This is a genomic window from Saccharopolyspora sp. NPDC050389, from assembly GCF_040655595.1.
Taxonomy (GTDB): Bacteria; Actinomycetota; Actinomycetes; order Mycobacteriales; family Pseudonocardiaceae; genus Saccharopolyspora.
In genome coordinates this window covers 9,024-28,515 of the sequence record NZ_JBFAKG010000004.1, presented here as the reverse complement: position 1 = coordinate 28,515, position 19,492 = coordinate 9,024, and the positions used below count along the sequence as shown (strand labels likewise).

Genomic DNA, 19,492 nt, shown 5'->3' with positions numbered 1-19,492 from the left:
ACCTCTGCAGGATTGAGCCTCACCCCCAGTGTGCCTCCCCGTTCCCAGGATCACGCCGAGCCGGAGCGGCGGTGCGAGAGCGCGACGAACCGCGATCCGGGTGGGGAGGTTGTCTCCTGGATCACGTGTTCGACGAAGTCCTCACGTCTTCTGGGGTGTGATCGTTAGCCTGTCCAGTCATGGCTCGCACCCGCGTGTACCGCAACGGCGTCCTCGACGCCGAAGACTTCCCCGTAGCCGACGTTTCCGACCACCTCGCCGACGCCGCCGCGACGGTGTGGCTGGACTTCTGCGCACCCACGGCTGAGGACCTGGCCGCCATCAGCGAAGAGCTCGGGCTGCACGAACTGGCGGTGGAGGGTGCGATCCACACCCAGGAGCGGGCCAAGCTGGAGTGCTTCCGCACCCACTCGCTGCTCACCGCCTACGCGGTGCGGATGAACCCGCAGACCGGGCACCTGCGCACCTCGGAGCTGGCGGCCTTCATCACCGACCGCGCGCTGGTCACGGTCCGCAAGGACGAGCACTTCGACATCGACGCCGTCGTGCACCGCTGGGACACCGCGCCGGAGGGGCTGGCCAAGAGCGGAGCCGGTTTCCTGCTGCACGGGCTGCTGGACTACATCGTCGATGGCCACTTCGAGGCCGCGCAGGTGCTGGACGACCAGATCGAAGCGTTGGAAGATCTGGTGTTCGACGACAAACCGGACCACGACGCCCTGCAACGGCGCTCGCTGCACCTGCGCAAGAGCCTGGTGCGGATGCGGCGCGCGGTCGTGCCGATGCGGGAGGTGCTGAACACCGTCGCGCGGCCGGACATGCGGCTGGTCGACGAGACCCTGGCACCGTACTTCCACGACGTCCAGGACCACGTGCTGCGGGCCTCGGAGTGGACCGAGTCGCTGCGGGATCTGATCACGACGGTGCGGGAAACCCAGCTCAACCTGCAGGGCCACCGGCTGAACATGATCATGAAGAAGGTCACCGGCTGGGCCGCGATCATCGCCGTGCCCACGGCGATCACCGGTTTCTACGGGCAGAACGTGCCGTACCCGGGTGCCCAGCAGCCGTGGGGTTTCTGGGTCTCGGCCTCGGCGACCGTGGTGCTGTGCATCGCGATCTACGCCCTGTTCAAGAAGCGGGACTGGCTGTAGCGCAAGGCGAACCGGCGCGGTACGCCGTCGATTGCCTCGAGCCGCTGTCCCTTGTGGATGGTGCTGATGATTCCGGGGTCGTGATCGCGGTGCGGGTCTGTCCCGGATTGATGAAGCGGAACTCCGCCGAGGGATCGACGTAGTCGATATCTTCAGTATTGAATGAAATTTATCCTTCGGGCACGACCGGCCTTTCGCGGATGCGACCGAGCCCCGGCGCAGCAAAGCCCCGGTCGCCGTGGGCGGCCGGGGCCTGCGGCTCCTCGCGCGGAGCTGTCAGTTCTTCGGGTCGTTGCGCTGCTTGTCGTCGACCTGCTGCGGGCTGGGCTTGCCGGAGTCCAGCTTGTCCTGTTCGTGCTCGGTGGCGGCCTTCTCGTCGTCCTTCAGGCCGCGCGCTTCGGCTTTGAGCACGCGGGCGGACTGGCCGAGAGAGCGGGCCATCTGCGGCAGCTTCGCCGATCCGAACAGCAGCAGGACCGCGGCGAGCACGATCAGCCAGTGCCAGGCACTGAGCGAACCCATGGGCGTACTTCCATTCGCTGTCGTGGACACCTGGGCCCCGCGACGCCGCCGTCGTCCGGTGCGGGGAGTCCGTGGTGTGCCAGCCCCCGTGAGACCAGGTGACCCGTCGTTTCCCAACGGGTTGGAGTATACGCGGCCCTCAGGGCACGCAGGATGTCTGCTCGATTGCTGACCAGGACGAATCCGCCTCCGCGCGACCTGGTCGAACATGTGGCGCCAGCCTCGAGATCAGGCGAGGAGCAGATGAACATCCGACATCATGCGGTCTACTGTGGATGATCATCCTACGGGTTTGTGGCGGTGACGGTGAACGTCGACTTCGGGCCGAAACCCGTTGCCGCGGCGCCGGGCCCGCGACGCCGAGTGGCGACGCCATCACCGCCGGTGGCGTACCTTGCGTCAACTGATCCGGTGCGGGTGTACGTTGGCCGGGACGACTCTGCCACGGAGAAAGTCAGCATGAGCCTGGAACACCTCGCCGTCCTGCTCCTCGCAGGCCTGTTCATCCTGGGCCCGGAGAAACTGCCCCAGGCTGCCGCGTGGTGGGCGCGAACCATGCGGCAGGTGCGCGGATACGCCGTGGACGCGAAAACGCAGCTCCGCTCGGAATTCGGCGACGACTACCGCAGCATCCGGGAGCCGCTGGAGCAGCTGCGCGAACCCCTGCGGCAGCTGGGCGACCTGCGCAATCTCGACCCGCGACGCGCGGTCGCGAACTACCTGCTCGACGATGCCGGCCGGAATGCCGTGCCCGCCGCGATTTCCGCCCCGCAGCAACGAATCCCGCGCCCCGGCGAGACACCGCCCTTCGACGTCGAGGCCACCTGAGAACCGGCACCTGCGAGTTGGTGACAGAACTTCCACAAGTTCCGATAGGTGCTAAAGCGAGACTCCGCGCGGTGCCGTGCGGCACCATCACCCACCACCCGGTCCGGGAGACCGGTGTCACAGTGAGGTGATGATGCGGAAGTTGAAAGTGGTCCTGGCGGTGCTGGGTGCGGCGCTGCTGGTGTTGCTGGTGCCGCCCCTGATCAGTTCGGGGGGCGATGCCCCGGGCTCGCAGATCCGCGGCCTGCGGGTCATGGTGCCCAACACGCCGGGTGGTGGTTACGACATCACCGCGCGCACCGCGGTCAAGGCGATCGAGGACACCGGGCTGAACGGGCCGACCGAGGTGTTCAACCTGCCCGGCGCGGGCGGCACGGTCGGGCTGGGCAGGCTGGTCAACGAGTCGGGCAACGGCGCGATGGTGATGTCGATGGGCCTGGGAGTGGTGGGCTCGGTCTACACCAACCACTCGCCGGTGTCGCTGCAGAACACCACCCCGATCGCGAAGCTGACCGAGGAATCCGACGTCATCGTCGTGGCCAAGGACTCCCCGTACCAGAACATCGCCCAGCTGATCGCGGCGTGGAAGGCCGACCCCGGCGCGGTTCCGGTCGGCGGCGGCTCGTCGCCCGGCGGCCCGGACCACCTGGCGCCGATGCTGACCGCGAAGGCCATCGGCCTGTCCGCGAAGCAGGTCAACTACGTGCCGTTCGACGGTGGCGGCGAGCTGATGGCCTCCGTGCTCGGCAGCAAGGTCGCCTTCGGCGTCTCCGGGATCGGCGAGACCCGCGACCAGATCGCGGCCGGCGAGCTGCGGGCGCTGGCGGTGACCAGCCCGGAGCGGGTGCCCGGCATCGACGCGCCGACGCTGCGGGAGTCCGGTGTGGACGTCAGCTTCACCAACTGGCGCGGCATCGTCGCGCCCCCGGACATCAGCGAGCAGGAGCGGGACAAGCTGGTCGCGCTGTTCAGCGAGCTGCACGCCAGCGAGCAGTGGCAGCAGGCCATGAAGCTGAACGGATGGTCCGACGCCTTCCAGACCGGCGACGCCTTCGGCGCGTTCCTGGCGGCCGAGAACGACCGCGTCGCGTCGGTGCTGAAGGAGTTGGGGGCGGCATGAGTTCCACTGTGGACAAGACGGAGGCGCCGGCCCGCGAGACTTGGTGGCGCACGAATTCCGAGCTCGGCATCTGCGTGCTGCTGCTCGCGGTGGGCGTGCTCGTGCTCATCGACGCGGCCCTGATCCCGACCGATTTCGCGCAGCGCGGCCCGGTCGGCCCGAAGGCGGTGCCGGTCGTGGTCGGCTCGCTGCTGGTGCTGGTGTCGCTGCTGCTGGCGCGGGACGTGCTGCGCGGCGGCCGCGGCGAGGCCGAGGCAGGCGAGGACATCGACCTGGACGCGCCGACCGACTGGCGCACGCTGCTGTTGCTGTCCGGGTTCTTCCTGCTCAACGCGGCACTGATCAACATCATCGGGTTCCCGGCCTCGGCCGCGATCATGTTCTGGGGTGCGGCCTACGCGCTGGGCAGCCGCAACCTGGTGCGGGATCCGCTCATCGCGGCCGCCATCTCGGTGCTGACGTGGCTGGCGTTCAACGAACTGCTCGGCGTTCCGCTGCCCGGTGGCCCGCTGATGGGGGTGCTGTAACCGATGGACCTGACGAACCTCCTGGGCGGTTTCGCCACCGCCCTGACTCCGCAGCACCTGCTGCTCGCCGCGATCGGCGTGGTGCTGGGCACCGCCGTCGGCGTGCTGCCGGGCATCGGCCCGGCGATGGCGGTGGCCCTGCTGCTGCCGGTGACCTACGCGTTGGATCCCACCGGCGCGTTCATCATGTTCGCCGGCATCTACTTCGGCGGCATGTTCGGCGGATCGACCACGTCGATCCTGCTCAACACCCCCGGCGAAAGCGCCGCGGTGGTGGTGGCCATCGAAGGCAACAAGATGGCCAAGAACGGCCGAGGGGCGCAAGCCCTGGCCGCGGCGGCCGTCGGGCACTTCGTCGGCGGCCTGATCGGCCTCACCTTGCTGGTGCTGCTGGCGCCGGTCATCGCAGGCTACGCGGTCAACATCGGCGCGCCGGACTACTTCGCGTTCATGGTGCTGGCCTTCGTGGCGACCGCGACGGTGCTGGGCAGCTCGCGGATCCGAGGCTTTGCCTCGCTGCTGATCGGGTTGACCATCGGCCTGGTCGGGCTCGACCAGATGAGCGGGCAGGCGCGGCTGACGTTCGGCTCGCTGCAGCTGGTCGACGGCATCGACGTGGTGCTCGTCGCGGTCGGCCTCTTCGCGGTCGGCGAGTCGTTGTGGGTCGCGGCGCACCTGCGCCACACGCAGGACAAGGCGATCCCGGTCGGCCGGCCGTGGATGTCCCGGCAGGATCTCCAGCGCTCGTGGAAGCCGTGGCTGCGCGGCCCGCTGATCGGTTTCCCGTTCGGCGCGATCCCGGTCGGTGGCGCGGAAGTGCCCACCTTCCTGTCCTACACGGTCGAGAAGCAGCTGTCCCGCCGCAAGGGCGGGTGGGGCAGCAAGGGCGCGATCGAGGGCGTGGCCGGGCCGGAGGCCACCTCGGTGTCCAGCGCGGCGGGCACCATGGTCACGATGCTCACGCTCGGCCTGCCGACCACCTCGGTGGCCGCGGTGATGCTGGCGGCGTTCCAGCAGTACGGCATCCAGCCCGGTCCGCTGCTGTTCCAGCGCGAATCGGACCTGGTGTGGGCGTTGATCGCGAGCATGTTCGTCGGCCTGGTGCTGCTGCTGGTGGTCAACCTGCCGCTGGCGCCGGTGTGGGCCAAGCTGCTGCAGATCCCGCGGCCGTACCTGTACGCGGGCATCCTGTTCTTCGCCAGCGTCGGCGCCTACGCGATCGGCGGCGAGGCGATGGATCTGGTGCTGCTGTTCATCATCGGGGCGATCGGCTTCGCGATGCGCCGCTACGGGCTGCCGGTCCTGCCGGCGATCATCGGCGTCATCCTGGGCCCGACCGCGGAGCTGCAGATGCGCCGAGCGCTGCAGATCAGCGACGGTGACCTGACGGGCCTGGTGAACTCGCCGCTGGCGATCGTGGTCTACGTGATCATCGCGGTGCTGCTCACGTTCCCGCTGTGGAGCCGCCTCGTCCGCCGCACGCCGAAACCGGCGGACCGCGTCGACGCCTGATCCGCTCGGACGAAGGGCACCTTCGGGCGGCACACCCGCCGTCCGAAGGTGCCTTTTCGTATGTTCTCGAACTCAACGCCGGGGCTGCTTCTCCACCCCGTTGACGAGGGGGTTGCGCATCGTGCCAAGCCGGGATGCGTCTGCTCCCATCGGTCGGCTCAAGTGGCCTCTCGCGGCATTCCTGAATGAGACTGCCGAGAACGTCGCGCAAAAGCTCCGCCTGTTCCAGCGTCCACGTCGTAACTTGCGCCGGGGCCGGGGAAAGGATCTTTATCCCGGTTCCCTTCCCGGTTCGCCCGAGCAACAAGTTTTTCCGTTGGCGGGCAACATTGCACTCAGCACTGCGCCAGTGTTCGAAAGCCAATCTGGATACCCCGTTCTCGCTGATTCCCAGTTCTTGACTGGCCCGGCCGCGTACTGCCGCACGCAGCCGTCGCAGAATTCGTGCCTGCGAGCGTCGAGCTGCTGCGGTGGCTCGGACGGGAGCTGAACCTCTGCTCCGCATACGCAGGGCAACAGCCCACTTGTCGTCGCCTTGGCTAGGGCCTGCGTTGTTCCGTGAATCGTGAAGGTTCCCACGGGTAGGACCCATCGCAGGAGCACGTTGTTTCCGCTGCGATCGCCGAGCGGTTGCCGCTGTCGTTGGTGCGCTTGACAGATTGCTCGTCCATAGACATGCCCCCTCCTCTCTAGCTGAGAACCTGACTCAGCGACACCCGGTCTCAAGGAGCAGAGTTGTCCGAGCCGAACGACGCGCTGCGCGCCGCTCGCGAACGCATCGAATCGCCGTCGTCGCCGGGCCAGCCGTTAACTCGCCAGGAGCTGGCCGAAGCGGTGAATGCGCAGGTCTACCGCTCGTCGGAGATAGTCACCGCCATCGACGCCAATCACATCGGGAAGTGGGAGCGCGGGGTCATCAGGTGGCCGGCGGCGCACTACAGGGCAGCGCTGAGAGTAGTGCTCGACGTCGCAACTGACGCTGAACTTGGTTTCTGGAAACCCCGAGGTGGGTGTACCACTGAGGACGTGGACCGCAAGACATTTCTCCGAACCACGCTGGGTGTCGGCGTCGGTGCCGCCCTTGCTCGTCGCGGCGCCCCCGTCGGCTTTGCTGGTGGCGGGGATGACCTCCTTGCGGAAGTGACCGGCCCTACCCAGTGCTACCGGCGTATGGAGTCCAGCGTCTCGTCCCGGTACCTCGCGCCGGCTGCCGAAGGGCACTTGTAACTTGCTCGGCAAGTCGTGCAGGACAAGCTGCGCAGCAGCGGGGGCTACGCGACGCTGAGCGAGATCGCGGGGCTCGCGGCCTGGCTCGCCGCTGATCGAGGTGATGCGGCGACTGCCCGCGCTCGATACAACGAGAGCATCAAGTACGCGGAGTCGTCCCGAAATCCGCTGCTGGTCTCCTACATGACAGCCAGTTTGGGGCACTACGCCGTGGAAAACGGCGATCCCAACCAGGGCTTGTACTTCCTGAATCGGGCTGCACGACATCACGATGGCCGCACTCCAGCGGCAGCTCGGGCTTGGCTGGCATCCCTGTATGCCGTGGCGTACGGAGCGATGGGCAATCGGGCATCGACGCTGGAGGCGCTGAGAACCGCCCAGCGCTACGCCGACCGCCGGCCCGTGGAAGCTCAATGGCCCTGGGTTTTCGCGTTCACCGCAGCGAAGGCAGCCCGGTACCAGTCAAGCGCGCTTGCCGCGCTCGGCGACCTGTCTGGTTCGCGAACTGCCTACTCGGCAGCGATCCCTACCATGACGGCGCCGAAGCCTCTTGCGCTCGCGAAGGTCGAACACGCCAATCTGTTGGCGACCATGAGGCGCGAGGACGAAGCGTGTCGGCTCGCAGTCGAGGCACTCCAGGTCGGTAAGAAGTACGGATCGGAGCGAATCGTCGCGAACGTGCGCAGCCTGCGCTCCAGGTGGTCGACAGACTGCCGCGACGCCCGACTTCTTGATCAGATGTTGATCGGGCTCTACGACAAGGAGCAGTGGTGACACGCCTCGCCATTTCCGGCCACCGAGGGCTGCCGCAACGAACGACGGAGCTCGTCGATGAAGCGCTACGTGCGGAACTCAGGAAGTACGAGGGCGATCTCGTCGGCTTGAGCTGCATCGCGGACGGCGCGGACGCGCTCTTTGCACGAGCGGTCCTAGACCAAGGCGGCGCTCTCATGGTGATCGTCCCCGCAGCCAACTACCGCGACAAGCTTCCAGAAGATCACCACCCTGAATACGACGCCCTCTTCGAACGGGCCTCAGAGGTCGTTCAACTCGATTTCCCCGACTCGACCTCCGAATCCCACATGGTCGCCAGCGTCAAGATGGTCGAGATGGCCGACCAGCTCGTAGCCGTATGGGACGGCAAATCAGCCCGGGGGTACGGCGGCACCGCAGACGTCGTGAGCGCCGCTCGCGAACGGAACATTCCCGTCACCGTTGTTTGGCCGGAAGGCGCCGAACGCGACTGACGCAGTTCTTGATCTTCCGTGGGGCAGCTGCGCGGCACAAGGGCACCTTCGGGCGGCACACCCGCCTCCGCCCGCAGGCGCCCTTTTCGCATCGGGGCCTGAGCCAGTGGGTGTTGGCCCTGTCGCTGGCGGCGGGCGATGAGGGTGTTGGTGCACGGCTGGCGTGAATTATCTGCTCTTGCCGGGCTTTTCCGGGCGTGGTGCGCATTTTCGGCCGCCGAGGTGGGCCGGATATCTTGTTCCGTGGCCGCTTCGCGGCCGGTCGGTGTGGAAAACATCCAGGAGCGGCTCGGCGGCGGCCGGGTCGACGAGAGCAAGTTCACCCACGGCAGTTCGGCGCAGCGGGAGAAGTGGTTCACCACGGGCCTGCGCACCGGGAACCCGAACGCCTGCAACACCTCCGACCCGAAGGTCGGCTTGGGCTGATCGGCGCAGAGCCCGTTTCCAGGCCCGTTCTGCGTGGTGGTGCGAGTGGTGGCCCTGCGGGAGCCGCGGCCGCCGCCTGGACTCCGTCCTCCGCAATTTCCATTGAAATCAAACCTTCGATTTCAATGGAAATTGCGGACAGGCAACAACCCGCCCCTACCGCACTCCGCACCACCACGTTCAGAACAGGCTCTTAGTTGCGGGGCTTGCCGAAGATCAGGCGGTAGCCGACGAGCAGGATCAGTGCTCCCAGCACCGCCAGGCCCCAGGTGCGCAGGTCGAAGAACGTGCCGAGCTCGACGTGGAAGAGGGTCTTGCCGACCCAGCCGCCCACGAAGGCGCCGGCCACGCCGAGCAGGATCGTGACGATGCAGCCGCCCGGATCCCGGCCCGGCATGAGCACCTTCGCGATGCCGCCTGCGATCAGTCCCAGCACGATCCAGCTGATGATGCCCATCGGCTTCCTCCCTGACGTTTCGGTCTACGGCGGGCGCAGCATTCCAGATCGCCGGATCGGCGCCCGCGCCCGCTCCGCTCGTCGTGATGTTGATCTCACGAATCCACGCAATCCACTGTGGACTCGATGCCGTGTCCTGCCGAAAGTCGCGTTGCGAGGGTGTCCGATCGGCTACGGTGCGTGTGGATCACTTGGTTCGACAGCGATGGAGAGCACGCCGTGCTGGGCAGACCGTGGGACAACGGTGGACCGCAGACCGCCGCCGAGCGGCGCTTCGACGAGCTGCTCAGGCCCAGCAGGGCGCCGGCGCAGCCCGCCGACGAGCCCGCGCCGGCCGAGGGCAACGGCCAGGTCTCGCCGTCGGATCGGGTGATCCGCGGCGAGTACTTCACCCGGCGGCTGATCGACTCCCTGGAGGAGGGCGGCGGGCGGCTGTTCAACCGGCGCGGCGCCCAGCCGCTGGTGATCCCGGTCGAGAACGCGGTGCTCGCCGGCCGGGTCGATCTGCGCAACGCCGACCTGCCCTACCTGCTGGAATTCGTCGCTTGCCGGTTCGAGACGGCCCCGGATCTGCGGCAGGCCCGGCTGGCCGGGCTGGTGATGTGGAACTGCCGGTTCCCCGGCCTCAACGCGCGCAACCTCTGCGTCAGCAACGACACCGTGCTGCGCAACTGCCGGAGCATCGACGGCATCGTGGATCTGGCCGACGCCGATCTCGGCGGCTCGCTGCTGCTCAACGACAGCGAACTGCGCAATCCCGGGCGGCGCGCGATCTACGGCGACCGGCTCAAGGTGTCCGGCGCGCTGCTGGGCATCCGCCTGCAGGTCGCGGGCGAGATCCGCATCCCAGGGGCCCAGGTGGGCGGGAACCTGACGCTCTCCGGCGGAACCCTGCGCAACCGCGGCCGGAACGCGCTCAACGCCACCGGTATCCAGATCGGCGGCTCGCTGCGGTTCGACGTCGACAAGGACACCGGCCGGGCGTTCACCGCGGCCGGTCGGCTGATGCTGCCGAGCGCGCGCATCGCCGGTGACCTGCGGCTTCGGGACGCGGTGCTCGAACCAGGCGTTCAGCCGCCGCGTCGCGGCGACTCCCAGCACGACGACCCGGCCGCGACGCTGATCGCCGACCGCGCCGAGATCCGTGGCGACATCCAGCTCGACCAGAGCTTCCGCAGCGGCGGAACGCTCCGGCTCGTCAGCGCCACCGTCGGCGGCAACCTGCGGATGGCGGGCGCGCAGATCGACCTGCGCTGGCTGCGCCCGCCTGCTGCTTCGGTGGAGCAGCCGCTGCGCGCGGCGCACCTCGACGGCATGCAGATCTTCGGCAACCTCGACGCCCGCTCCGTCGTCGTGCGAGGCCAGTTCCGGATGACCGACGTCACGGTCAACGGCAGCATCCAGCTCAACAACGCGAAGCTGGTGGGGCCGCGCACCGACGTCCTGCGGGCCAGCCGCACGGTCGTGGGCAGCAACCTGGAATGCCGCGAGGCCGAAGTCATCGGCTCGCTGCAGCTGCAGGGCGTGCGGATCGGCGCGAACGTCGACCTGCGTGCGGCACGCCTGACCAAGCCCGCGTGGCACCAGCACCGCAAGGGCTACAAGGCGTCGCTGGACCTGCGGGCGGCCCGGATCGAACGCGACCTGGTGTGCGCCGAGGGCGCGCGGCCGTTCCACGCCGAGGGCGCGGTGGAGCTGCGCTGGGCCACGATCGGCCGGCACCTCAACTTCTGGGGCTGCGACCTCGGCGACGGCTTCTCCCCGGCGGCGCTCAACGCGTTCGGTGTGGTGGCGCAGGAGCTGACGCTCCTCCCACACACCGCGCCGCAGGGGCGGATCACGCTGCGGCAGGCGCAATGCGAACTGCTCGCCGACAACGCCGTGCTCTGGTCGGCCAGGGGCGGCCTCGACTTCGAGGACTTCGGCTATGAGAACTTCGCCGAGTCCTTCGAACTCACCGACCAGGTCCGCGTGCGGCAACGGCTGGGCTGGCTGCGCGCCACCGCCGGCGGCGCTTACCAGCCGGGCCCGTACGACCAGCTCGCCAAGGTGTTCCGAGCCAACGGCCTGGAAGAACACGCCGTCACGGCGCTCATCGAGAAGCAGCGCCACCGCTACGCGGCGACCGGCGCCACCGCCCGCCCCGGCCTGCGGTGGCCGGTGCGGCTGTGGAGCCTGCTGCAGCGGATCACCGTCGGCTACGGCTACCGGCCGCTGCGGGCGCTGGCCTGGATGCTGCTGTTCGCGACCGCCGGCACGGCCTGGTTCACCTTCCACCCGCTGATCCCGGTCAACGAGCAGGACCACCCGGTGTGGAACCCGCTGCTGTACACACTGGACCAGATGCTGCCGGTGGTGACCCTCGGCCACGACGACATGTGGCAGGCCCGCGGCGCTTCGCAGTGGGTCACCGTCGTCCTCATTGCCGTCGGCTGGACGCTGGCCACGACCGTCGCGGCGGGCATCAGCAGGGGCCTGCACAGGGAACGCTGATGATCATCGCCGGACTACCACGAAACCGGAGGACGCCAGTGAGACGACATCGGGTTGGCCGCCGCATCGCGGCGATCGGGACGGCGGCGCTGGTCGCCGCGGCGTTGCCGGCAGCGGCGAGCGCCCAGCCGGGGCCCACGACGGAGGTCCGGCTGATCGCGTTCAACGACCTGCACGGCAACCTGGAGCCGCCGGCCGGTTCGTCCGGGAAGGTGACCTTGCCCGACGGCGGCACGGTCGACGCCGGTGGCGCCGCGTTCCTGGCCACCCACGTCGCGCGGCTGCGCGCCGAGACGAGCAACTCGCTGGTGCTTTCGACGGGCGACAACGTCGGCGCGTCGCCGGTGAATTCGGCGCTGTTCCACGACGAGCCGACCGCCGAGTTCCTCAACGAGCTCGGTGTCGCCGCGGCGGTCGTCGGCAACCACGAGTTCGACGAGGGCTACGCCGAGCTCCAGCGCATTCAGTCCGGCGGCTGTCACCCGGCCGACGGGTGCCAGTTCCGCGATTCCTACGACGGCGCGGACTTCCCGTACCTCGGCGCGAACGTCGCCTTCGACGACGGCCGGCCCGCGCTGGCGCCGTTCAGCGTAGAACGAGTCGGCGGCGTGCGGATCGGGATCATCGGCGTGACGCTGGAGGACCTGCCGGCGATGGTCACGCCCGAGGCGATCAAGGGCCTGAAGTTCGGCGACGAGGTCGAGGCCATCAACCGCACGGCGGACCTGCTGGACAGCGCCGGGGTGAAGGCCCAGGTGGTGCTGCTGCACCAGGGCGACAACACCGAGGGTGGCGGCCCGGACGACTGCCGGGTGACGCCGGGGCCGGCCACGGAGATCGCCACCAACGCCTCGCCGAAGGTCGACCTGATCTTCACCGGGCACAGCCACCAGCAGTACAACTGCGTGATCGACGACCCGGCGGGCAACCCGCGCACCGTGCTGCAGGGCGCGTCCTTCGGCCGGCTGCTGTCGGTGGCGGACCTGACCATCGACCGGCGGAGCAAGGACGTCGTGCGCTCGGCGACGAAGGCGCACAACGAGATCGTCACCCGCGACGTGCCGCCGGACCCCGCCGCGCAGAAGCTGATCGACGAGGCGGCGGAGAAGGCCGGGCCCATCGCGAACCGCCAGGTCGGCACGATCACCGCCGATCTGCTCCGGCAGGGTGCGCCCTCCGGCGAATCCACGCTCGGCGACGTGCTCGCCGACGCGCAGCTGGAGGCCACCGCCGGCAACGGCGCGCAGGTCGCGATCACCAACCCGGGCGGGATCAGGACGGACCTGGTGCACGCCTCCTCGTCGGCGGGCGAGGGCGACGGAGTGGTCACCTACGGCGAGGCCTACGCGGTGCAGCCCTTCGGCAACGTCATGCAGACGATGACTCTGACCGGGGCGCAGCTGAAGAACGTGCTCGAACAGCAGTGGCAGCCGAACGCGACGCGGATCCTGCAGGTCTCCTCGACGCTGCGCTACACCTACTCCGCGTCCGCGCCCGTCGGTTCGAAGGTCTCCGGCATCACCATCGCAGGCCAGCCGGTCGACCCGAACGCGCCCTACCGGGTGTCGGTGAACAACTTCCTCGCCTCCGGTGGCGACGGGTTCACCGAGTTCGCCGGGGGAACGGAAATCGCCGGTGGGCCGGTGGACCTCGATGCGCTCGTCGGCTACCTGGGCGCGCACGCCGGGCTGGCGCCGCCGCCGGCGGATCGCATCACGGTGGCCCCGTAGCTGCTCGTGGGGCTCGCGCGTCGCGGGCCCCACGGGGAGTTGTTCGGGCACAAGGCATTTCGGCCGTGAATGCCCGAAATATCCGGCTGCTTGGCCGGATCGTGATCTCCGCCGATCCGCCGCCGCGCGAACGCGAGCAATAATGGTCTTGATGATCATGAGCTGACCACCGGGGGGCGGGCCTGTCGTGGGAACTGGATCGGATGCGCCGCGCGAGAACCTCCGCGCCGGGACGCCGTGCTGGATCGAGCTGGTCACCACCGACGTCGACAAGGCGTGCGAGTTCTACGCCGGGCTGTTCGGCTGGGAGTACGAGACGCACCGCGATCCGCGGGCCGGGCTGCATGTGATCGCCCTGCAGGAGGGATTCCCGGTGGCCAGCATCCGGGAAGCCGCCGACGGCCGCTCGCAGTGGCGGTTGTTCCTCGCCACCGAGAACAGCTCGGCCACCGCCGCGGCGGCCGGAAGGCTCGGCGCACAGATCATCGTGCCGCGCAGCCGAGTGCCCGAGCTGGGCGTGAAACTGGTGCTGACCAGCCCCGCGGACGACGAATTCGGCCTGCTGGAGCCGGACGAGGGCTGGCAGTTCGACGTCGGCCTGCCGGGCACCCTGGTGTGGGCGGAGCTGGTGACCATCAAGGCCCAGACCGCGGACCACTTCTACGGCGAACTGTTCGGCTACACCGAGGAGCAGTTCGGCACGGAACACCGCACCGGGTACGCGGTCTGGTACCTCGACGACGAGTCGATGCTCGCCCGCGTCAGCATGATCCGCGAGCACATGAGCGACCACGCCCGGCCGCACTGGCTGCTCTACCTGGGTGTCGACGAAGCGGTCGGAACCGACGACGTGGTGCACCGGGCGCTCGCCCTGGACGGCCGGGTCCGGGTCGATCCCTACGATTCAAGCCTCGGTCGCGTGGCCGTCCTGCGGGATCCGACCGGTGCGCGCTTCGCGCTGGTCGATCCCAGCCAAGCCAGCGAGTACGGCACCGCGGCCAACGACGATCCCTACGACGACTGAGGCTTCGACCTCTGGGGCTTAGCGGTTGAGGCGCTTGCGTCCGGTGACCTTGTTGTAGACGACCAGGACGATGACGGCGCCGATGATCGAGCCGATCCACCCGGCGGGCTGGAAGCCGCGGAAACCGACGGTGAGCAGGCCGAACAGGAAACCACCGACGACCGATCCGGCGACGCCGACCACGATCGTCATCAGCAGGCCGATGTCGTCCTTGCCCGGCACTACGGCACGGGCGATGAAGCCCGCGATGAGCCCGAACACGATCCACCCGATGATCGTCCAAAACATCGCACTCACCCCATCGTTGGCGGTTCATCCCTGCCGGATCAACGCTACCGGATCGCGCAACCACGAGGCGCCGACGCGGTGGCCGACTGTCCTGTTTCGACAGTGGTGATCCCGATCACGTGGAGATTTCCCACGTCAAACGGGCATTCGCGGGCGAACGTGGGAGAGGTGACAACCGGTGTTCAGCTGTTCATCTCGTCGTCCCCGCCGCGTTCGGCGGCCGTCGCCGCGCGCAAGTCCGGCCGGGTCTGAATGGGCTGACCCTGTTTCCGATCTCGGACTGGGAGAGGTTCGATGACCCAGTCGTTCACCCGCGGCCGCCTGCTCGGCGTCGGCGCCCTGGGCGCCGCGGTGCTCGTCGCGACTCCGTTCGCGTTCGCCCAAGGTCCGCAGCCCTTCGCCGGCGACCGCACCCCGGCCGTCCGGCAGGCCGTCAAGGACGGCCCGGCGCGCAACGTGATCCTGTTCATCGGCGACGGCATGGGCGACTCGGGCGGGTGAGCAGGTCCGCGCGGAGGGCCGGATCGCGGGCGTAGCGGCGGGCCAGGTCCCATTCGGCGGGGCCGCGGACCGAGCGGGCTGCGGTGATCGGCGGGGCGAGTTCCGGGGCCCACAGTGCGATGACGCCGCCGATGACGGAAGGCAGGTCGAGGCCGGGCCAGCCGCCGTCCGCGGTGGCGTTGTCGCAGGGCTTCATCGCCGAGTCGGTCCCGCAGGAAGTCCGCGGCGGCGTTGTCGCTGACCTGGATCATGCCGGCGACCAGCCGGTCCAGCGGCACGATCCGCTGCGGATCCGCGGAGCCGACGCCGTCGTGCGGGACGCCGGCCAGTTCGAGCGCGCGGGCGTGCGCGCCGCCGTCGGTGCCCGGCAGGAACCATCGTTCCCAGTCGCCGACCAGGATCGGCTCGTCCGGCCGCGCACGTCCTTCCGCGACCGCGCGACCGTAGGCGGCCAACGCGACCACCTTCACCGCCGAAGCCAGCGGTTGAGGCTGGTCGGAACGGTGAACCACCTCGGTGCCCCGGCCGTCGTTGACGACCAGCGACACGTCGTCGCGGTGCGCGGCGAGGTATCCGGTCCATCCGGCCGCGGTCGTCACATCCGACGCGACAGGCCCGGGGCACCGATCCGGCGGCGCGGCGCAACCGGTCGCGATCGCGGCGACGAGCACCGCTGCGCCTGCGCAACTCCGGAGCTTCGGACCGAACATCGTCCCCCTTTCCGCGGGAAGTCCAGCCGCGCGGCCGGTGATCGGATTCCCGCTTTCGCCAGTCTCCGGGGACGCGGACCTGACACGATGGCTGATCGACTTCGTTGAGGGAGAAGCATGGACCTGCCGTCGGTTCCCGCCAGTGTCACCGCCGTGATCGCTTCCGGGGAGCTGCCGCCGGAATTCGCCGCGTTCTTCACCGCCTCCGGGGAGCTGGCCGACGAGACGGGCTGGGGACACGTCGCGTCGGCCGTGGAGGAGCATCTGGCGGCCGGAGACGTGCGAGGCGTGCTGGCGCTCGCCGGGGCGTACGGCCACCTGGACGAGCTCGAAGACTGCGTGGACCCGGACGAGATGGACGAGCGCAACGACCGGGCCGTCGAGCTGTTGCAGGCAGCCGAAGCCGGCGGCGTCGACGAGGACGAGACCGCCGAGCTGTGGTGGTACTCCAACCACCTGCGGGCGTCCGCGGACGGCATGCGCGAATACATCGAGGAGATGGAAGCCTATGTCGCCAAGCACGGGGCGACTCCGCGCGGGCGGCTGGAAGCGAAGCTGGGTCCGGCCAACGACCTCTACGCCGCCGGCGATCGCGCCGCGGCGGTCGCGTTGTTCCGCGAGGTCGCGGAAACCTCCCTCTGGGACTCCGATTTCAGCGGCTGCTCCGACCTCATCGGCGTCGGCTGGTGCCGCCTGCTGCACGACGCGGCCCACACCGACGGCCCGGAGGCGGCGCGGAAGACGTGGCAGGAAGCCAGAACCCACTTCCGGGCGGCGCGGTTTCCCCAGGAGGTGCACGCCTGGCCGTTGGTCGAGATGCTGTTGGGCACCGGAGTGCCGGACATCATCGAGGTGATCATCCGCGGGTGGATCGAGGCGGCCGAGAAGGCAGGCGAGGCGGACGTGCCGGTGACCGAGGAGCAGCACCGCATCTTCGAGCTCGCCCTGGCCGAGATCGAGGCTGCTACCGGGACGGCCTAGCGGATCCCGTTGCAGGTCAACTGGATTGCCGCCCGGCCTGCGCGATGGCTTCCGCGGTGGTGGTGACGGCGGGGGAGGCCCACCTGCGCTGGTTCGTCACCAGGTGCAGCGGGGTTTCGGCCAGTTCCGGGCCGTTCACGCGGCACAACGATCCGTTCGCCAGCTGGTCGACGACCGCGAGGCGGGGCAGCACGGACAGGCCGAGCCCGGCGGCCACGCAGGAGCGGGCCGCTTCGATGCTGCCGAAGCGGGTGATCCGCGGCCGAGCCGCCGACGCCGCCGTGAGATCGCGCAGGAACCGATCCGTGTAGGAACAGCCTTCTTCCAGCAGGAAGTACTGGTAGGCCGCGAGGTCTCGCCAGTCGTGGTGACCGGCGGCGGCCGGGTGTCCCGCGGCGGCGATGAGCTCGATGGCCTGCCCGCCGATCGTCCGCGCCGCGTACTCCGTGGCGACGTCGTCGTCGAGCAGCAGCGCGATGTCCAGGCCGCCTTCCGGGCGCCCCAAGCCCTGCAACGCGCCCGTGGTGCTCAGCGGCTTCAGGTGCACCTGGATGTCTGGGTGCGTGGTGGCCAGCTCCGAGATCACCTGCGGGAGCAGGTACGCGCACAGCGATTCGGTTGCCCCGATGACGACCTCGCCGGCGATGGTGCCGCCGGTGCCGGCGGAGTCGACCAGCCGTTGCTCGACGTCCAGCAGATCGCGGGCGTGCGTCGCGACGCGCCGGCCCGCGTCGGTGAGGCGCGCTCCCTGCGGCAGGCGGTCGAACAGCCGCACGTCGAGTTCGCCCTCCAGCGCCTTGATGTGGCTGGTCACGGTGGATTGGACGACGTGCAGCTCCGCTGCGGCGGCGGTGAAGCTACCGGTGCGGGCGAGGGCCATGAAAGTGTGCAGGAGGCGGGTGTCCACGACGGCAGCCTATCGAGTTTTGAAATAGTAGTCATCGAGAACCATCGTTGGACACGATGGCGTTTCGGCGGCAGAGTTCTAGGCATGACCGATGTGCAGCGTTACTCCGCATTCACCACCGACCCCAGTGGCGGCAACCCGGCGGGTGTCGTGCTCGACGCCCGCGAGCTCGACGACGCCGGCATGCAGCGGATCGCCGCCGACGTCGGCTACTCCGAAACCGCCTTCCTCGCCCCGATCGAGGCGGCCGAGCGCCACTACCGGCTCCGCTTCTTCAGTCCGCTGGCCGAGGTCGCCTTCTGCGGTCACGCCACGATCGCCACCGCCGTCGCGCTGGCCGAGCGCGACGGGATCGGCGACATCACCTTCGAAACGCCCGCGGGCACCATCGAGGTGAGCACCGACAAGCGGGAGTCGATCGTCGCTGGCCTCACCAGCGTGCCCACTCGGTCGCGGCCGGCGACCGCCGAGGAGCTCGGCCGCGCCCTGGAGGCCTTGCGCTGGTCGCCCGACGACCTCGACCCGGCCTGGCCGTCGCACGTCGCGTTCGGCGGCAACGACCACCTCGTGCTGGCCGCGCGATCGCGGGAGCGCCTGGCCGATCTCGACTACGACTTCGACGCGCTCGCCGAGCTGATGCGCGAGTACGACTGGACCACGGTGCACCTGTTCTGGCGGGACGACGCGGGAGTCGTGCACGCTCGCGACCCGTTCGCGATCGGCGGCGTGGTCGAGGACGCGGCGACCGGCGCGGCGGCGGCCGCCTTCGGCGGCTACCTCCGGATCTTGGGGAAGGTGACCCGGCCGGAGCGGATCACCATCGTGCAGGGGCAGGACATGGGGCGGCGCAGCGAGCTCATCGTCGACGTCGACCCCGACGACCCGCGGGTGACCGTCACCGGCGCCGCCGTGCCGATCGTGCAGTAGCCGCATCAGGCGCTGAGGTTGTCCGCGCACCTGGCGAGCAGGGCCGACAGGCGATCCTGCTCGCCGGCGGAGAACCCCGTCAACATCCGCGTCTCGGTCTCGGTGACCACTTCGTCGGCCGCGCGCAAGCGCTTTCGGCCTTCGGCGGTGAGCGCGACCGGCCGGGCGCGTCCGGTCGTCGCCTGCTCGGCGACCGACACTAGGTCGGCCTTGCGGAGTCCATTGAGGACGTCACGCAGCGACTGGCGGGTGACGAAGCAGCGCCGGGCGAGCTCCGCGGCCGGGATGTCCGGGTGGTCGGACAGGGCGCGCAGTACCGCGTACTGCGACATGGACAGCTCGACCGGGCGGAGCCCTTCGTCGCAGGCCTGGCGGAGCAGCTGCTGGACCCGTTTGACCAGATAGCCGGGCCGATTCTGGGTGGGGTCTTGACTCATGACAGGAACCTTACACATACTAAATCGATGTAAGGAACCTGACACGGGAGAGTGCGCATGCCCACCACGACGATCGACCGGAACGCCGATGTCGCCACGCTGATCAACGTCTTCACCGTGGCGCCGGAGCGGCAGCGCGAGCTGGTGGAGCTGCTGGTGCGCGCGACCGAAGAAGTGATGCAGCACCGGCCGGGATTCGTCGCGGCCAACATCCACGCGAGCCTCGACGGCACTCGCGTGGCGAACTACGCGCAGTGGGAGAACGTGCAGGCGTTCCAGGAGATGCTGGCGGATCCGGTGTGTCAGGAGCACATGTTGGCGGCGCGCGAGATCGCCGACGCGGAGCCGTTTCTCTACGGGGTGGAGTCGGTGCACCACCGCTGACGTCGGCGTGAAAAAGCGAAGGGGGGGCGGGGGGCGGGGGGGGGGCGCGCGGGTCTTGAAATGGTTTTTAAAAGTGGGCGCGGGGGCCGC

At 69.1% G+C, this 19,492-nt stretch carries 22 protein-coding genes and 1 pseudogene; 16 read left to right on the top strand and 7 right to left on the bottom strand.

Annotated features, from left to right (window positions below):
• The first annotated feature begins 179 nt into the window (after positions 1 to 179).
• Positions 180 to 1,154 (top strand): magnesium transporter CorA family protein, encoded by a 975-nt coding sequence (locus AB0I53_RS03495; protein WP_358595757.1) that lies wholly within the window; start codon positions 180 to 182, stop codon positions 1,152 to 1,154.
• 276 nt (positions 1,155 to 1,430) lie between these two features.
• Here AB0I53_RS03495 and tatA read toward each other — a convergent pair whose 3' ends face one another.
• Positions 1,431 to 1,676: a Sec-independent protein translocase subunit TatA gene (gene tatA, locus AB0I53_RS03490; RefSeq protein WP_358595754.1), complete on the bottom strand. Its 246-nt coding sequence runs from the start codon at positions 1,674 to 1,676 to the stop codon at positions 1,431 to 1,433.
• A 459-nt stretch (positions 1,677 to 2,135) separates the two neighbouring features.
• On the opposite strand from tatA, the gene AB0I53_RS03485 reads away from it, so the two are divergent.
• The 8 genes from AB0I53_RS03485 to AB0I53_RS03450 all read left to right on the top strand — a co-directional run bounded on the left by AB0I53_RS03485 (position 2,136) and on the right by AB0I53_RS03450 (position 8,563).
• The gene (locus AB0I53_RS03485) at positions 2,136 to 2,504 is read left to right on the top strand and encodes a Sec-independent protein translocase TatB (RefSeq protein ID WP_358595751.1); all 369 of its coding nucleotides are present in this window, start codon (positions 2,136 to 2,138) and stop codon (positions 2,502 to 2,504) included.
• 133 nt (positions 2,505 to 2,637) lie between these two features.
• The gene (locus AB0I53_RS03480; protein ID WP_358596239.1) at positions 2,638 to 3,624 is read left to right on the top strand and encodes a tripartite tricarboxylate transporter substrate binding protein; all 987 of its coding nucleotides are present in this window, start codon (positions 2,638 to 2,640) and stop codon (positions 3,622 to 3,624) included.
• The gene (locus AB0I53_RS03475) at positions 3,621 to 4,151 is read left to right on the top strand and encodes a tripartite tricarboxylate transporter TctB family protein (protein WP_358595749.1); all 531 of its coding nucleotides are present in this window, start codon (positions 3,621 to 3,623) and stop codon (positions 4,149 to 4,151) included. The genes AB0I53_RS03480 and AB0I53_RS03475 overlap by 4 nt, the downstream gene beginning before the upstream one ends.
• 3 nt (positions 4,152 to 4,154) lie before the next feature.
• On the top strand, positions 4,155 to 5,663 hold the full coding sequence (locus AB0I53_RS03470) for a tripartite tricarboxylate transporter permease (protein ID WP_358595746.1): 1,509 nt from the start codon (positions 4,155 to 4,157) through the stop codon (positions 5,661 to 5,663).
• A 735-nt stretch (positions 5,664 to 6,398) separates the two neighbouring features.
• Complete coding sequence (locus AB0I53_RS03465; RefSeq protein WP_358595743.1) at positions 6,399 to 6,890, top strand: hypothetical protein; 492 nt, start codon at positions 6,399 to 6,401, stop codon at positions 6,888 to 6,890.
• Positions 6,891 to 6,905: 15 nt separating this feature from the next.
• On the top strand, positions 6,906 to 7,664 hold the full coding sequence (locus tag AB0I53_RS03460; RefSeq protein ID WP_358595741.1) for a hypothetical protein: 759 nt from the start codon (positions 6,906 to 6,908) through the stop codon (positions 7,662 to 7,664).
• Positions 7,661 to 8,137, top strand: coding sequence for a hypothetical protein (locus AB0I53_RS03455; protein WP_358595738.1), 477 nt, complete (start codon positions 7,661 to 7,663; stop codon positions 8,135 to 8,137). Before AB0I53_RS03460 ends, AB0I53_RS03455 begins: the two co-directional genes overlap by 4 nt.
• A gap of 138 nt (positions 8,138 to 8,275) precedes the next feature.
• The gene (locus AB0I53_RS03450; protein WP_358595736.1) at positions 8,276 to 8,563 is read left to right on the top strand and encodes a neutral zinc metallopeptidase; all 288 of its coding nucleotides are present in this window, start codon (positions 8,276 to 8,278) and stop codon (positions 8,561 to 8,563) included.
• 193 nt (positions 8,564 to 8,756) lie between these two features.
• Here AB0I53_RS03450 and AB0I53_RS03445 read toward each other — a convergent pair whose 3' ends face one another.
• Positions 8,757 to 9,020 carry a GlsB/YeaQ/YmgE family stress response membrane protein gene (locus AB0I53_RS03445; protein ID WP_358595733.1) on the bottom strand — a complete coding sequence of 88 codons (264 nt, stop codon included), beginning with the start codon at positions 9,018 to 9,020 and terminating at the stop codon, positions 8,757 to 8,759.
• Positions 9,021 to 9,200: 180 nt separating this feature from the next.
• Between AB0I53_RS03445 and AB0I53_RS03440 the strand changes: the two genes are divergently transcribed.
• From AB0I53_RS03440 to AB0I53_RS03430, 3 genes are all read left to right on the top strand, one after another.
• Positions 9,201 to 11,513, top strand: a complete 2,313-nt coding sequence (locus AB0I53_RS03440) for an oxidoreductase (RefSeq protein WP_358595730.1) — start codon at positions 9,201 to 9,203, stop codon at positions 11,511 to 11,513.
• Positions 11,514 to 11,578: 65 nt separating this feature from the next.
• Entirely contained in the window at positions 11,579 to 13,243 is a 1,665-nt protein-coding gene (locus AB0I53_RS03435) for a bifunctional metallophosphatase/5'-nucleotidase (RefSeq protein ID WP_358596236.1), read from the top strand.
• Between the two features lie 187 nt (positions 13,244 to 13,430).
• Positions 13,431 to 14,267, top strand: a complete 837-nt coding sequence (locus AB0I53_RS03430) for a VOC family protein (RefSeq protein ID WP_358595728.1) — start codon at positions 13,431 to 13,433, stop codon at positions 14,265 to 14,267.
• A gap of 18 nt (positions 14,268 to 14,285) precedes the next feature.
• Here the strand turns inward: AB0I53_RS03430 and AB0I53_RS03425 are convergent, their stop codons facing one another.
• The gene (locus tag AB0I53_RS03425; protein WP_358595726.1) at positions 14,286 to 14,555 is read right to left on the bottom strand and encodes a GlsB/YeaQ/YmgE family stress response membrane protein; all 270 of its coding nucleotides are present in this window, start codon (positions 14,553 to 14,555) and stop codon (positions 14,286 to 14,288) included.
• Between the two features lie 294 nt (positions 14,556 to 14,849).
• Here AB0I53_RS03425 and AB0I53_RS03420 point away from each other — a divergent pair, with 294 nt between their 5' ends.
• Positions 14,850 to 15,056 carry a hypothetical protein gene (locus tag AB0I53_RS03420; protein ID WP_358596256.1) on the top strand — a complete coding sequence of 69 codons (207 nt, stop codon included), beginning with the start codon at positions 14,850 to 14,852 and terminating at the stop codon, positions 15,054 to 15,056.
• Here AB0I53_RS03420 and AB0I53_RS03415 read toward each other — a convergent pair.
• Together AB0I53_RS03415 and AB0I53_RS03410 are read right to left on the bottom strand one after the other, a co-directional pair.
• Complete coding sequence (locus AB0I53_RS03415) at positions 15,022 to 15,252, bottom strand: hypothetical protein (protein WP_358596253.1); 231 nt, start codon at positions 15,250 to 15,252, stop codon at positions 15,022 to 15,024. The genes AB0I53_RS03420 and AB0I53_RS03415 overlap by 35 nt on opposite strands.
• Positions 15,253 to 15,283: 31 nt before the next feature.
• A pseudogene (locus tag AB0I53_RS03410) lies at positions 15,284 to 15,766 on the bottom strand (serine hydrolase); the annotation flags it as partial.
• A 117-nt stretch (positions 15,767 to 15,883) separates the two neighbouring features.
• On the opposite strand from AB0I53_RS03410, the gene AB0I53_RS03405 reads away from it, so the two are divergent.
• Positions 15,884 to 16,747, top strand: coding sequence for a hypothetical protein (locus AB0I53_RS03405; protein WP_358595724.1), 864 nt, complete (start codon positions 15,884 to 15,886; stop codon positions 16,745 to 16,747).
• Between the two features lie 16 nt (positions 16,748 to 16,763).
• Here the strand turns inward: AB0I53_RS03405 and AB0I53_RS03400 are convergent, their stop codons facing one another.
• Positions 16,764 to 17,654, bottom strand: a complete 891-nt coding sequence (locus AB0I53_RS03400; RefSeq protein ID WP_358595722.1) for a LysR family transcriptional regulator — start codon at positions 17,652 to 17,654, stop codon at positions 16,764 to 16,766.
• Positions 17,655 to 17,738: 84 nt separating this feature from the next.
• Here AB0I53_RS03400 and AB0I53_RS03395 point away from each other — a divergent pair, with 84 nt between their 5' ends.
• Entirely contained in the window at positions 17,739 to 18,581 is an 843-nt protein-coding gene (locus AB0I53_RS03395; RefSeq protein ID WP_358595720.1) for a PhzF family phenazine biosynthesis isomerase, read from the top strand.
• 5 nt (positions 18,582 to 18,586) lie between these two features.
• On the opposite strand, the gene AB0I53_RS03390 is transcribed toward AB0I53_RS03395, so the two are convergent.
• A complete protein-coding gene (locus tag AB0I53_RS03390) occupies positions 18,587 to 19,018 on the bottom strand; it encodes a MarR family transcriptional regulator (RefSeq protein WP_358595718.1) in 432 nt (143 codons plus the stop codon).
• 57 nt (positions 19,019 to 19,075) lie between these two features.
• Between AB0I53_RS03390 and AB0I53_RS03385 the strand changes: the two genes are divergently transcribed.
• Complete coding sequence (locus AB0I53_RS03385; protein WP_358595715.1) at positions 19,076 to 19,402, top strand: antibiotic biosynthesis monooxygenase; 327 nt, start codon at positions 19,076 to 19,078, stop codon at positions 19,400 to 19,402.
• The last annotated feature ends 90 nt before the right edge of the window (positions 19,403 to 19,492 follow it).

Bases quoted from the DNA above. Each gene is read 5' to 3' on its own strand.
- AB0I53_RS03495 (WP_358595757.1), top strand. From the start codon at position 180: ATGGCTCGCACCCGCGTGTACCGCAACGGCGTCCTCGACGCCGAAGAC.
- tatA (WP_358595754.1), bottom strand. From the start codon at position 1,676: ATGGGTTCGCTCAGTGCCTGGCACTGGCTGATCGTGCTCGCCGCGGTC.
- AB0I53_RS03485 (WP_358595751.1), top strand. From the start codon at position 2,136: ATGAGCCTGGAACACCTCGCCGTCCTGCTCCTCGCAGGCCTGTTCATC.
- AB0I53_RS03480 (WP_358596239.1), top strand. From the start codon at position 2,638: ATGCGGAAGTTGAAAGTGGTCCTGGCGGTGCTGGGTGCGGCGCTGCTG.
- AB0I53_RS03475 (WP_358595749.1), top strand. From the start codon at position 3,621: ATGAGTTCCACTGTGGACAAGACGGAGGCGCCGGCCCGCGAGACTTGG.
- AB0I53_RS03470 (WP_358595746.1), top strand. From the start codon at position 4,155: ATGGACCTGACGAACCTCCTGGGCGGTTTCGCCACCGCCCTGACTCCG.
- AB0I53_RS03450 (WP_358595736.1), top strand. From the start codon at position 8,276: ATGAGGGTGTTGGTGCACGGCTGGCGTGAATTATCTGCTCTTGCCGGG.
- AB0I53_RS03445 (WP_358595733.1), bottom strand. From the start codon at position 9,020: ATGGGCATCATCAGCTGGATCGTGCTGGGACTGATCGCAGGCGGCATC.
- AB0I53_RS03425 (WP_358595726.1), bottom strand. From the start codon at position 14,555: ATGTTTTGGACGATCATCGGGTGGATCGTGTTCGGGCTCATCGCGGGC.
- AB0I53_RS03420 (WP_358596256.1), top strand. From the start codon at position 14,850: ATGACCCAGTCGTTCACCCGCGGCCGCCTGCTCGGCGTCGGCGCCCTG.
- AB0I53_RS03415 (WP_358596253.1), bottom strand. From the start codon at position 15,252: ATGAAGCCCTGCGACAACGCCACCGCGGACGGCGGCTGGCCCGGCCTC.
- AB0I53_RS03405 (WP_358595724.1), top strand. From the start codon at position 15,884: ATGGACCTGCCGTCGGTTCCCGCCAGTGTCACCGCCGTGATCGCTTCC.
- AB0I53_RS03395 (WP_358595720.1), top strand. From the start codon at position 17,739: ATGACCGATGTGCAGCGTTACTCCGCATTCACCACCGACCCCAGTGGC.
- AB0I53_RS03390 (WP_358595718.1), bottom strand. From the start codon at position 19,018: ATGAGTCAAGACCCCACCCAGAATCGGCCCGGCTATCTGGTCAAACGG.
- AB0I53_RS03385 (WP_358595715.1), top strand. From the start codon at position 19,076: ATGCCCACCACGACGATCGACCGGAACGCCGATGTCGCCACGCTGATC.